The organism is Streptomyces sp. NPDC050164 (genome assembly GCF_044459945.1).
GTDB classification, from domain to species: Bacteria; Actinomycetota; Actinomycetes; order Streptomycetales; family Streptomycetaceae; genus Streptomyces; species Streptomyces coeruleorubidus_A.
This window is the reverse complement of sequence record NZ_JBITJK010000001.1, coordinates 500,723-513,237: the sequence shown is the minus strand read 5'-3', so window position 1 is coordinate 513,237 and position 12,515 is coordinate 500,723. Positions and strand designations below refer to the sequence as shown.

At 68.6% G+C, this 12,515-nt stretch carries 11 protein-coding genes and 1 pseudogene; 4 read left to right on the top strand and 8 right to left on the bottom strand.

From position 1 onward, the window contains the following. The first annotated feature begins 383 nt into the window (after positions 1-383). The gene (locus tag ACIBNA_RS02430) at positions 384-1,616 is read left to right on the top strand and encodes an ATP-grasp domain-containing protein (RefSeq protein ID WP_399163410.1); all 1,233 of its coding nucleotides are present in this window, start codon (positions 384-386) and stop codon (positions 1,614-1,616) included. A gap of 20 nt (positions 1,617-1,636) precedes the next feature. Here ACIBNA_RS02430 and ACIBNA_RS02425 read toward each other — a convergent pair. Continuing rightward, positions 1,637-2,234: pseudogene (locus tag ACIBNA_RS02425) on the bottom strand (transposase); the annotation flags it as partial. A gap of 586 nt (positions 2,235-2,820) precedes the next feature. Continuing rightward, positions 2,821-2,985: a lysine biosynthesis protein LysW gene (locus tag ACIBNA_RS02420; RefSeq protein WP_399163497.1), complete on the bottom strand. Its 165-nt coding sequence runs from the start codon at positions 2,983-2,985 to the stop codon at positions 2,821-2,823. 263 nt (positions 2,986-3,248) lie between these two features. On the opposite strand from ACIBNA_RS02420, the gene ACIBNA_RS02415 reads away from it, so the two are divergent. Beyond that, positions 3,249-4,457 (top strand): acetyl-CoA carboxylase biotin carboxylase subunit family protein, encoded by a 1,209-nt coding sequence (locus ACIBNA_RS02415; RefSeq protein ID WP_399163409.1) that lies wholly within the window; start codon positions 3,249-3,251, stop codon positions 4,455-4,457. A 152-nt stretch (positions 4,458-4,609) separates the two neighbouring features. On the opposite strand, the gene ACIBNA_RS02410 is transcribed toward ACIBNA_RS02415, so the two are convergent. The 6 genes from ACIBNA_RS02410 to ACIBNA_RS02385 all read right to left on the bottom strand — a co-directional run bounded on the left by ACIBNA_RS02410 (position 4,610) and on the right by ACIBNA_RS02385 (position 10,261). Continuing rightward, a complete protein-coding gene (locus tag ACIBNA_RS02410; protein ID WP_399163408.1) occupies positions 4,610-5,578 on the bottom strand; it encodes a transketolase family protein in 969 nt (322 codons plus the stop codon). Further along, on the bottom strand, positions 5,575-6,417 hold the full coding sequence (locus ACIBNA_RS02405) for a transketolase (protein ID WP_399163407.1): 843 nt from the start codon (positions 6,415-6,417) through the stop codon (positions 5,575-5,577). The genes ACIBNA_RS02410 and ACIBNA_RS02405 overlap by 4 nt, the downstream gene beginning before the upstream one ends. Further along, positions 6,414-7,709 carry a DegT/DnrJ/EryC1/StrS family aminotransferase gene (locus ACIBNA_RS02400; RefSeq protein ID WP_399163406.1) on the bottom strand — a complete coding sequence of 432 codons (1,296 nt, stop codon included), beginning with the start codon at positions 7,707-7,709 and terminating at the stop codon, positions 6,414-6,416. The genes ACIBNA_RS02405 and ACIBNA_RS02400 overlap by 4 nt, the downstream gene beginning before the upstream one ends. 44 nt (positions 7,710-7,753) lie before the next feature. Next, a complete protein-coding gene (locus tag ACIBNA_RS02395; protein WP_399163405.1) occupies positions 7,754-8,806 on the bottom strand; it encodes a BtrH N-terminal domain-containing protein in 1,053 nt (350 codons plus the stop codon). A 1-nt stretch (position 8,807) separates the two neighbouring features. Beyond that, positions 8,808-9,404 (bottom strand): hypothetical protein, encoded by a 597-nt coding sequence (locus ACIBNA_RS02390; protein ID WP_399163404.1) that lies wholly within the window; start codon positions 9,402-9,404, stop codon positions 8,808-8,810. A gap of 125 nt (positions 9,405-9,529) precedes the next feature. Continuing rightward, a complete protein-coding gene (locus ACIBNA_RS02385; protein ID WP_399163403.1) occupies positions 9,530-10,261 on the bottom strand; it encodes a sulfotransferase family protein in 732 nt (243 codons plus the stop codon). A gap of 250 nt (positions 10,262-10,511) precedes the next feature. Here ACIBNA_RS02385 and lysX point away from each other — a divergent pair, with 250 nt between their 5' ends. Further along, positions 10,512-11,390, top strand: coding sequence for a lysine biosynthesis protein LysX (gene lysX, locus ACIBNA_RS02380; protein WP_399163402.1), 879 nt, complete (start codon positions 10,512-10,514; stop codon positions 11,388-11,390). Continuing rightward, complete coding sequence (locus tag ACIBNA_RS02375; protein ID WP_399163401.1) at positions 11,387-12,511, top strand: M20/M25/M40 family metallo-hydrolase; 1,125 nt, start codon at positions 11,387-11,389, stop codon at positions 12,509-12,511. Before lysX ends, ACIBNA_RS02375 begins: the two co-directional genes overlap by 4 nt. Positions 12,512-12,515 lie beyond the last annotated feature (4 nt).

Sequence of the window (12,515 nt, the reverse complement as noted above, 5' to 3'; positions counted from 1 at the left end):
AAGCCGCGGCCTCCCGGGGTGTGGTGTTCGGCAGTGGTGGTCGATTCATTGGCGAATTCGCGGTACGGGCACGCGAAAGCGGCCAGTGTCCGGCGGGGAGGGCGCAGCCGGAACCGGACGTCAGGTTTCGAGGGTGGCACGGATGAGGTTCGGCTTGAGTAATCGATGTGCGTAGTCGGGCGGGGGTGATGTCAGTCGGGTGCGTCGTGGTGGATGAACTTGTCGCGGACGCGCGGGGTGCGGGCTGCTTCGTAGGTTGCATTTTTACTGCGGAGGTTCGGTTATGTCCTTCTGCGCCGTCGGCTCCACCTCTTAGAGACCAGCCCAACTCAGAAGGGAAGTGACTGACGATGTCAACAGACCTGGTTACGCGAACGAAGCGAGTGGCGATTGTCGACGCCTACTCGACAGGGAGTCTCCTGCCGGCCGTACTGGACCGGTACGACATTGAGTGCGTGCATGTCCGGTCGCCCAACCCCGACGTCCTCCTGTCATCCGCCCCCGAGGGTTTCCTCGACGATTTCCGTCATTTCGGCGACGTGGCGGCCACGGCGTCCGTACTGCGCAAGCACGGGGTCACCCATGTGATCGCCGGCCAGGAGGCGGGTGTCGAACTGGCCGACCAGCTCTCCGCCGAGCTCGGCACCCCCGGCAACGGGATGAGCCGGCCGACTGCCCGCCGCAACAAGTACGAGATGGCCCTGGCCTTGCGCGACGCCGGCCTGGCACACGCGGCCGGCATGGTCTCGACCGACGCCGACGAGATCATCGCGTGGGCCGAGGAGACCGTGGGCTATCCGGTCATCCTGAAACCGGTCGCCAGCTCCAGCACGGACAACGTGGTGGCATGTTCGTCCCCGGAACAGGTTCGCGCTGTCCACCAGAGAATCATGGCCAGTACCGACCGTCATGGAATGCCGAACACGACGGTGCTCGCGCAGGAGTTCCTGGAAGGGGACGAGTACTTCGTCAATACCGTCAGCCGTGAGGGCAGACACCACACCGTCGAGGTCTGGCGGTACTTCAAGATCAGGCTCTCCGGCGGCAACATCATCTACGACTACAACGAGCCGCTGTCACCTGACGATCCGGTCGCCAAAGAGCTGGAGTCCTACACCCACCAGGTGCTCGACGCCCTGGAGGTGCACAACGCGGCCGCCCACACCGAGGTCATGCTGACCTCCAGGGGACCGGTGCTCGTCGAGAGTGCCGCACGCATGGGCGGTGGCCAGGTCCTGGAGATCAACAACCGCTGCTTCGGCACCAACCAGGTGGAGCTCCTCGCTCTGTCCGTGGCGCAGCCGGACGAGTTCGACCGGCTGCCCACCACCGCGTACCAGTTGCTGCAGCACCATCGTTTCGTGCATCTCATCAATCCGAGGGAGCACGGCGTCATCCCGTCCCACGAGGCGATGGCCGCCATCCGCGCATTGCCGTCGCACGTCTTCACCGTCATGCGGCATGCGGAAGGGCAGTCGCTTTCCCGGACGATCGATGTCGCCACTCAGCCGGGATACGTGTTCCTCATCTCCGAGGACCCGGCGCAGATTCGCGCCGACTATCAGAAGCTGCGGGAGATCGAACGGGACTATCTCTACGACGGCAGCTCCCGCTAAGGGGTGTCCCGTAAATGATTCCTGGCGGGCTGGATGACCTGCCAGCCCTTCATCCGGGCGAAGACGTGCTCGACGCGGGCGCGGACCTTGCGGTGGGAAACGTTGTGTTCCTCCTTCCAGGCCGCCCCGATAGCCGCCGTCCACGATGACCGTGGTCTTCCCCACGGCCTCTTTCGCGCCGGGCAGCTTCCACGCCTTGCAGTCGTTGCGGTTGCCGGGCAATGGCCGGCCGATGGCGACGACGAGCCGGGTGTCGGCGTCGATGACGACCTGGTGGTTGGTCGAGCACCGGTAGTTCTTCGACTGCTCGGCGATGGTGTGGTCGCGGGTGGGAACCAGGGGGCCGTCCACGATCAGCACGGTGTCCTTGCGGAACCGCCTGCGCTTCTGGAGCGCCAGCGAAGGGCCGAGGGGGTCGATGATGCGGTCAGCGGCCGACTTCGACACCCCGAACAGCGGTGCCAACTGCCGCAGGGTCAGGTTGGTCGGCCGGCCCTTGCGGACCGGGCCCGCACCCTCGCGTCGCAGAGCGGTGATCAGCTTGCCGAACTGTCGCGGGCTCAGCCCGGTGAACGGGACTGCCCAGGACGGCTCTGACGCCGTGATCACACCAGACACGGCAAGATCATCTCACCCGTGACCAGCAGTTACGGGACAGCCCTTGGGTAGGCCCTGTCGTCGAATTCCCGCCTGGCCGGCGGCGCCTGGCACGCACTCCCCCAAGTCCTCGGCTGCGCCCGAGCAGGGGGTACACCCATCGAGGGCGCTCCGGCGCCTTGCGATCGCACGCACCAGACACCGCCGGGCCCGCCCTTCGGGCGGACGACGGGAATTTGACGACAGGCCCTGGGAGTCTGCGGAGGAAACAGCTGCGACTGCGCGGCATCCACGGGATTCGTCATCCGTGTGATGGCCGCGCAGCGGTATGTGGGGGCTCTGGTGCCGTCAGCGCGGGAGCCGGCGGTGAGCTGGGCCGGGGGCGCGACGGATGATCGCCGCCACGAGGAAGCGGACCCGGTCCGCAGGGGCCGGCTCTGAGAGCCTGCCCGTGGAGGACCGGGTCCTGCTGGGTCGTCGCGAGTGGTTGTCACCGAGCAGAAGGTCAGTGACGACGGTGCCGCCGTCGGCCATGACGATGTCGAGTTCGAGTGGCGGCGAGCGCGACGTTGCGGGTCGCGCTCTTGCCGTGATCGTCCTGGTGCGACTACTCGCCCCAGTCCTCCTCGACCTCGGGCGCGAGGGCGAGCACCGTGGGGCTCAGCGCCATGATCTCCAGTTCGCTTCGGCAGCCCACGCACTCCAGAATCTCGTTGAGTCGCACCGAATCGCTGATCTGTACCTGCTCCTCGCACTCCGGGCAGGCCTGCATGGTGGTCATGTGACGGTTTCCTTTCAATCGGTTGTTCCGGAGCGGACCGCCATATCGAGGGCGCGTCGAATAGGAAGGTACGACCGCACCCACGTCATGCGGGTCCGCGACAAGTTCATTCACGGCGACACATTGTGCTGACCTTTCCCTCCTGCGGCTGATCATCTCGCTTACTCCCGCGCGCCCCTGGTCGGTGCCACCCTTGAAGCTGGTCCGGATTTTTCTTGGTGCAAGCCCTGAAATACGGTTCTGGAGGTCGCGGCTTGAAATCCGTACTTATTTTCTCCAAATGGAATGCCGGCGGCGTGGCCCCTGCTGTCGCACGGCTGCGAGCCCGCGGTTTGCGTCCGGTACTGATCTCCGATCTTCCTGACGACCGCAACCGCAACAAATGCGATGACCACGTCCTGATGGACTGGGACAGCGAGAACCTGCCCGCGCTGACCACCCGGCTCGACCGCCGTGGCATCGACCCCATCGCTGTCGTCAACATGCTCGAAGCGTTGATGCCGTGGCAGATCGCCATAGCCACGCACTACGGTCTTCCGGGTGCTGACGCCGGCCGCAATGTGCTGCTCAGCAAGACGCTGGTCCGAGAGCGCATGCGGGCCCTGGGGCTGTCCGGCATGCGCTTCTCCGGCGATCCCGCGGAGGTGGACTTCTTCCCCTCCATCGTCAAGCCCGCGGATCAGTCCGGGGCCTCGCGGCTGGTTCGCCGGGTGGACGAGCCTGCCGAGCTCCTCGCCTACCAGCGCTATCTGACCGAACTCGGCCTCGGCGACACCCGGTTGATTGTCGAGGAGTACCTGCCCGGCACCGAGTTCACCGTGGACGGCCCCGTCGTCGCTGGCCGCTTCCATCCGCTCCTGGCCGGCGAGAAGCCCGACCTCGACGAAACCAGGCACCACGACGCGGGGATCAATCTCCATCCGCCTCAGCAGGACCACGTGCGTGACGGTGTGCGTGCTCTGAGCGAGGCGATCAGCACGCTCTGCGCCGACCTCCGCCTCGACCAGCTCTGGCTGCACGTCGAGGGCCGGAGCACCGAGGACGGCCGGACGGAGCTCGTGGAGATCAATCCCCGACCTGGTCGCGGCATGCATTTCCCGGCGATCCACGAACCCAGCGGGATCGACCCGATCGAGGCGTTCATCTCGATGTCGCTGGGCGAATTCACCATGACACCGGACCAGGTGGACCCGGTCGGCGACCAGCCGATCACCGGCCTGGTCTATGTGGAGGCCGACGAGCTCGGCACCGTCGAGATCAGCACCAGCGAGGACGACTTGCGTGAACTACCCGGTGTGGTCAACGCGGACGTCATCAACGGCTACCAGGTCAGCAGCCTGGAGCAGGAGAACTTCTTCCTCGGTTTCACGGTCACCGCCGATTCCGTGAGCCAGCTGCGTGCCCGCGTGGCGACCGTCCTCGGCGCGCTCGATTACCGCATCACGACACAACCACAGACGTGACGCCGGCACCGCCCCCAGGTGATCCGGTCGACGGAGACGTGTGAGCCTCTTTCATCCCCGCGTGAACAACGACTCCTGCGGGGATGAAAGAGGCTCGATGTGGTTTCGGCATGCACGTACGGGTCGGGCAATCGCCCGACCCGTGACGTCAGCTATGTAGTGACGACTTCCCGATCGGGGCGCCCGGAACGGGCCGCCGTGTCGAGAGCGGTACGGACCGCCCTCACGACCCGCTCCGCGGTGAGGTCGTAATGCGCGACGAGATGTTCCTGGTTGCCCACCTCGTCGACGAACTGATCCGGCATGCCCAGCCGCAGCACCCGGGTGGGCGCCGCCTCCGCCAGGGTCTCGGTCACCGCGCCGCCGAGGCCGCCGCTGCGCCAGTGCTCCTCCAGCGTCACCACGAGCGAGGCCGGCCGGGCCGCGGCCACCAGCGTCTCTGCGTCGAACGGCCGCAGGGTGTGCATGTTCAGCACGGTGGCCTCGATGCCTTGTCCGGCGAGGACGTCCGCCGCGGCGAGGCAGGCGAGCACCGGGTACGGACCGCAGCTCGCGAGCACCACGTCGCCGCCCTGCCGCAGCGTCTGTGCCTGCCCGATGACCGGTGGCGGGGCTGCGGGAAGCGGCGGTGACGGCTTGCGGCCGAGCCGGACGTAGAGCGGTCCGGGCAGGTTCAGGCTCTGCTCGACGAACGCCTCCGTGGCGGCGGCGTCGGCAGGCACCACCACGGTCATGCCGGGCAGTACCCGCATCACGGCGAGGTCTTCCAGCGCCTGGTGCGTCGGACCGAGGTGGCCCGCGGCGAGACCGCCGTGGGTGGCCATGATGCGGACCGGCAACCGGTTGTACGCGATGTCGATCTTGATCGCTTCCAGTGCCCGGGAGGTGGCGAAGGCGGCCATCGTGTTGACGAACGGGACCCGTCCGCAGGCGGCCATCCCGGCGGCCATGCCCATCAAGTTGTGCTCGGCGATACCGAGGTTGAGGTACTGGTCGCCGGCCGCCGCGGCGTACTCGGCGTTGAACAGACCGGTGTCGGAGTCCAGGCACATCAGCTCGGGATGCTGCTTCAGCAGGGGAAGCAGGGTGTCCCGGTACGCCTCCCGGGTGGCGCGGCTCATCCGGTGGCCTCCGTGACTCGTAGGGCGCGAACCGCCCGTGCGTGGTTGCGCGGCGACAGCGTCACGTAGTGGCTGGCACTGCGGCCGGCGAGGAACGGGAGCCCCTGGCCCTTGACCGTGCGGGCGATCAGCACGCTCGGCTTGCCCGGTTCCCACGGCGTGGCGCCGAGATGGTCCGCCAGTTGGTTCGGGTCGTGCCCGTCCACGTCGCGGACCGCCCAGCCGAAGCTGCGCCAGCGGTCGGCCAGGGGCTCCATCGGCGCGATGCCCTCGGTGGAGCCGGTCAACTGCAGTCCGTTGCGGTCCACCACCGCCACCAGCCGGTCCAGGCGCAGCGACGCTGCCGCGATGGCCGCCTCCCACACCGAGCCCTCCTGGAGCTCGCCGTCGCCGAGCAGTACGAAGCTGCGCGCGTCACGGCCGGCGTACCGGGCGGCCAGCGCGAATCCGCAGCCCAGGGCGAGTCCGTGGCCGAGCGATCCGGTCGGCATCTCCACACCGGGCACCGCGCGCACCGGGTGGCCCATCAGCCTGCTGCCGGGGCGTCCGTATCCGGCGAGTTCCTCGACCGGGAAGAAGCCCCGTTCGGCCAGCGTCGCGTAGAGGCCGACGGCGGCGTGGCCCTTGCTGAGCAGGAAGCGGTCGCGATCCGGGTCGTCCGGCCGCTGCGGGTCCACGTTCAGTACCGAGAAGTACAGCGCGGCGAGCACGTCGGCACAGGAGAACGCGCCGCCGAGATGGCCGCCCTCGGGCCCCGCGCACATGTCGACGACGTGCGAGCGGATGCGTGCGGCGACCGAGTCCAGGGTGTCCCGCTCCAGGACCGGGGTGGCGGTCATGACGCCGCCTTCGCGAGCGTGGCCACCATGTCCCTGTTCGCCCACACCTTTTCGAAGGCGTCCGCGTACAGGCCGAGCAGTTCGCCCGCCCCCGGATGGAGGTGGCGCTTCTGGATGGTCAGGGAGTCGGCGATGACCGCGCGGGTCACCGGGTAGCCCTCACCCGCGACCGTTCCGGGCGCACCGGTCACGGACCACGGGTAGCCCGAGCCGAAGCCGACGCGGTCCACGAACACCTTCTGGTCGGGCAGCGGCATGAGCTGGTACTGCGACATCGGTACGCCCTCGGCGCGCAGCAGTCGCCGCAGAGCAGAGCGCAGAGCCTGAGGCCGCACCCCGTCCAGACCGAACGCGGCCGGGTCGAACCGGAACCGCAGGATGTGCCAGGCGTGGGTGGTGTCCGGCAGCGCGGTCGGCACCTGCAGGCCGGGCAGCTGCGAGAGCCGCCCGAGGAACTCGGTGACGTTGCGCTGCCGCGCGCGCTCGTACCCGTCGAACCGGGCGAGCTGTGCGTCGGTGAACGCGGCCTGGAGGGCGTTCATCTTGTAGTTCCAGCCCAGACCGTAGGACACGTAGTCGCGCTCGCGACCGCTCTCGATCACCTCGCCGAACTGCCGGCCCCTGCGCATCGCCTCGGCCAGCCCGGCGTCGCGGGTCACCAGCAGGCCGCCTTCACCACAGGTCGGAATGTTCTTGCTGACCTGGAGGCTGAAGGCACCCGCGTCGCCGATCCCGCCGACCGGCCGCCCGCGGTGGGTCGCTCCGGGAGCCTGTGCGGCGTCCTCGATCACCGCGATGCCGTGCTTGCGCGCGATCTCGGTGATCCGGTCCATGTCGGCGGGCGCGCCGTGCAGGTGCACGGGGATGATCGCCTTGGTCCGGTCCGTGATCCGGCGCTCCACGTCGTCCGGATCGATGTTGAAGGTGACCGGGTCGATGTCTGCGAACACGGGAACGGCCATCTGGTGCACCGGTGCGAGCCCGGTGGCGATGAAGCTGAGCGCGGGCACGATCACCTCGTCCCCCGGTCCGACGCCGAGCGCGGCCAGCGCGAGGGCCAGGGCCGCGGTGCCGTTGGACACCGCGACGCAGTGCTCGAAGCCGAAGCGCCGGGCCCAGTTCTCCTCCAGGACGGACACCGGATTCACACCGTCCGTGTCGGACACCAGTCTTGCGCCGTCGAGCGCGTCGAGGACGGCCTTGCGGTCCTCCTCCTCGACCAACGGCCACTGCACACGGCGCCGGTCCCTCGGTACGGTCGCCGTACCGCCGAACGCTGCCAGCTTGCTCATCACTCTCCACTCCACTCCGGTCACGGTGGTCGATGCCTGCGCGGTCACAGCCGCGCCGCCGCCGCGCCGACGGCGTCCACCGCACGCGCGTACGCGCCGCGCAGCAGCGTCGCGTGGTGCGCGATGTCGGGTGCGACCGCGCGCGGGTCCTCGAGCCCGTGCGCACCGGTGAACCGCAGTCCGGTCCACGCGTGCGCGACGGCCTCGACCGCGCGTCCCGCTCCGGCGAGCGCCGGATCGTCCCACTGGCGGCCGCAGCGGCGCAGCAGTTCACCGTGGAGTGACGCCTGCGCCTGCATGCCCCAGCCGAACGGATACAGCTCGCGCAGCGCGCCGGCATCCGAGGCCCGGCACCGGTCGAGGAGTTCCGCGGCGAACTCGTCGTATCCGGCGAGACCGGTACGGGCCGAGCCGGCTGTGGTGAAGCCGTCGACGTCGGTGCGCAGGAAGCCGCCGAGCAGTTCGGGCGTCAGGGGCGCGGGCGGGGCGTCGAGGCGGACGTCGAGACAGCGTCTGCCGATCCGTGCGTCGCTGAAGAACGCGTCCTGGACGTCGGTCGGGTTCGCCGAACCCCAGCTCCGCAGGAACTCCTCGATCGGGACGGCACCGCGGAACGCGGGCGGCATCGCGTCCGAGACGTAGACCACCCCGCGGGTCTCGTCCAGGCCGTAGACCACCACGAGGTGCGCGGCGTGCACGTCCCCGTACGCGGGCCGGAACGGCAGGTGGTAGTTGTCCACGGCGGCGATGACGAGCCGGTCGTCGGCCAGCGTCTCGCGCACCTCCCGCCACACGTCGTCCTCGTCGGCGGGCTGCCACCAGCGCGCGCGCAGTGCGTGGTGCGGGGCCAACGCGGCACCGAGGTCGGCGCCGCCGGACTCGTCCGGGGGGCAGGGGTAGTAGAACTCCTCGGACCTGACGTCGCCCGGCAGGTGCAGGAACCGCCAGCCCGCGCCGAGCACGGACAGCGGGTCGGCGCCCTCCCGTATCAGGAGTGAACCGAACGTGGCCTGGAGGCAGCTGACGAGGTCGCGGTACCACCACTCGGGTTCCGGTCCGGTGATCATGTACGTCCGTGCCGTCACGTCGACGGTCATGTCAGGGCTCCGTCCGCTGGAGGGTGACCGCGAAGACATGCACCGCGACGTTGCGGGGCAGCAGGATGCCGGTCAGGCTGGCGCGCCGGGTGACCGGCACGCGCTGCGCCCACATCACCGCCGGAACGCCTCGTTGCACGTGGTGCGGGTAGTGCATGACGAGGCTCTCGAACGCCTTGACCTCGCCGAACCACGCGGGCGCCGACCAGAAGTCGGAGACTCGCAGCGGTTCCGCGTCGACCGAGCCGTCGGCGAAGTTCAGCTCGACGGTCTCCTCGCAGCGCCGTTCGGACGCCGCCAGGACATGGATCCAGTCGTAGCGGCCCTCGGGGACGCGGATGAACTGTCCGGCACAGCGGACATTGTCCGGTCCGTCGCAGACCGGAGGAAACTCGAAGGGAACACCGTCCACGTGGACGAGGCTCTTGCCTTCGGGCAGGTATTCGGCCGCAAACGAGTTTCCCCACACGTTGAAGGCCCCCGCCTTGGTCTCCGTCGCCGCGGAGATGGCCGTGTTGTTGCGATGGCCGGATATGTCGACCGGATCGCACAGCCGGGTTCTGGCGGAGGACACCGAAATGCCCGTCAAGTGATCCACCTCACTGAAGCGCAGTTTTGCATTTCAAACCTAGACCGCTGGATCTCGCTGTTCGTCCGTCTCGCGATTACCGGGGTACTCGCCGGGTAATCCTGGCGACTATTCCGGGCCGACCGGTCACGGCTTCACGGCTGGAGCGCGACGGCGCGCAGCTTCTCGTAGTACGGCAGGTGATAGTCGCGGTAGGCCCGCAGCACCGGGTCCGCCGCGACCGCCTCGGCTCCGCCGCTCTTGCTCCGCGTGAAGCCGGTGGTCTCACTGGTCGACTTGTGCCACTTGCTGGTCGACTGCCATTCCGACCGCATGCCCGGCTTCCAGCTCAGCGCGTCCGGAACGAAGGGGATGCCCACCGCCGCGCAGTACGCCCGCACGGTCTCGGCCGGCCGGTCGAGCAGGTCGTCGGAGTCGATCACGACCGGCGTGGTGCCGGTGGCGGCCTGTACGGCGGTGAAGATCTCGTACAGCCGGGCGAAGCCGATCTCGTCGCGGCCGAGGTCCGGGTTGAGCGCGTGGTGCGAGGCGATGGCCTCGGCCGGGTCGCGGATGATGAAGGTGTGCGTCGCGGCCGAGAGGAAGGCCTCGTCGGCGAGCAGCGCCGGGTAGTGGAAGTCCGTGGTGTCCTTGAAGAACACCGGCTTGTGCGCCGCGATGGCACGCAGCGCCGCGAGCACGTCCTGCTCGGTGTGCGCGACCCGGTCGCCGACCTCCACCTCACCGAAGTCGACCACCCGGGAGAACGGCTCGTGCACGACGACGCGGTCGTCGCGCTCCGTCATCATCCGCGCGAACGCGGTGGAGCGGCAGCGCGGTGCGCTCCACAAAGCGAGCACCGGTATCCGCTCCGATGTGTGTCCCACGATTTCCCCCTCTTCTTAGGCGACAGTGAACTCTTGTGGCGGGTATTCGAATCCGGTCAAGAGTGACACAGCGGCCGCCGGGGACGGGTAAGCAGGCTTCGCAGTCACCGGGGATGAAAGTCAACACGATGCGTCCCCGGGCATGAACTTGTCGCGGACGCGCACGGTACCGGCGTGCTCGTAGTTTCTTTTTCACGCGGCAGGCCGGTTATGCCGTCCGGCCAATCAGTGCTTCTCATACGGAGGTCACGTGTCAGCGACACCAGAGCGCCCAGGTGACTGCGGGATCGCCATACTCGCCAGCAGGGTCGGTGCGGACGAGAAAAGGCTGTTCGACGCATTCGACCGGCGCGGTGTCCCCTTCGACCACGTCGACACCCGCCGGCAATGGTTCCTGGCCGGTCAGCGTGACCTGCCCTGGAGTCTCGCGCTGAACCGGGAGATCGGCCAGTTCCGCGCGGCGTACGCGGCCCGCTGTCTCACCGCGGCGGGAGTCGAAGTGGTCAACAGCGCGGACGCGACCGAGGTGTGCGGCGACAAGTGGCGCACCACCATGGCCTTGGAGGCGGCCTGGGTGCCGACACCGCGCACCGCGCTCGCCCTCACTCCGCAGGCCGCGCTGGCCGCCCTGGACTCCATCGGCTACCCGGCGCTGATCAAACCGCTGGTCGGCTCGTGGGGCCGGCTGGTGGTTCAACTGCCCGACCGCGCCAGTGCGGAAGGTGTGCTCGAGTACGCCGCCGCGCTGCCCGGCCCGCAGTCGCACCTCGGGTATGTGCAGGAGCTCATCGACAAGCCCGACCGGGACATCAGGGTGATCGTGGTCGGCGGTCAGGTGCTGGGCGCCGTCTACCGGACCGGCGAGTCCTTGCGTACCAATGTGGCGCTCGGCGGGCAGACCCGGCCGTGCGAGGTGACGCCGGAGATCACCAAGCTCTCCCTGGACGCGGCCGCCGCCGTCGGCGCCGACATCGCCGGTGTCGATCTGATCGAGGACCGCGACGGCCGGCTGCTGGTCCTGGAGGTCAATCACCGGGTCGAGTTCACCGGTTTCCAATCCGCACTCGGCGACCGGGTCGATGTCGCGGACCACATCGTCGACCATCTACTGGAACGAGCGCAACGATGAACTGGGCGTTCACTTCGTCGGGCAACGTCACCGAGACGTACGCCGCCGGACTGCTGCGCAAGATGCTGGAGATCCCCTCCTCCTCCTACCAAGAGCGTGCGCTGGCCGACTACTTGGCCGAAGCGATGGCGGACCTGGGCTATCAGGCGCACATCGACGGCGTGGGCAATGTGATCGGCGTGATCGAGCGCGGCGTGGGCCCGACCCTGATGCTGCTGGGGCACATGGACACCGTCTCGGGCCAGTTCCCGGTCCGCTCCGAGGACGGCAAGCTCTACGGCCGCGGCGCGGTCGACGCCAAGGGACCGCTCGCGGCGATGATCTGTGCCGCGGCCGGCGCGGTGGACTTCCCCGGCCGGATCGTGGTGATCGGCGTCGTCGAGGAGGAGACTCCGCGCTCCCGTGGGGCGATGGCGATCCGAGCCACCCATGACCGGCCGGACGCGCTGATCATCGGCGAACCGAGCGGCTGGTCGAGCGTCGTGCTCGGTTACAAGGGCAAGCTCGACCTGCGCTACACCGTCAAGTGTCCTGCCACGCACCCGAGCAACCCGGCGCCGAAGGCGTCCGAACTGGCCGTCGCCTGCTGGGACGCGCTGGTCGATCTGCTCGGGCCGGACGCGAGCCATGGCGTGTTCGACCAGCCGGGCGCGACTTTGTGCCAGCTCAACGCCGATCTGACCACGGCGACGGCGGACCTCAGCGTCCGCATCCCACCGGGGTTCGACGTCGACGAGCTGGTGCGCGGGCTGCGTGAGAGGCTGCCGGCCGGCGACCTCGAAGTGCTGAACTCGGTGGCGGCCTGCCGGGTGGGCCGGGCCGACCCGGCGGTGCGCGCGCTGGTGTCCGGTATCCGGCAACTGCACGCCCGGCCACGGCTGGTGGTGAAGACGGCCACCTCGGACATGAACACCCTCGCCGAGGTCTGGGACATCCCGATGGCGACCTACGGCCCGGGCGACAGCAGTCTCGATCACGCCGACGACGAGCACATCGTGCTGTCGGACTACATGCGTGGCATCGACGTGCTGACCATCGCCATCTCGGAGTTGGCACACCTGCCCGTGCGCTCGGACGAGCGGGTGATCGACGCTCCGCCGCCCGTAAGGAGTCTGAGGTGACCGA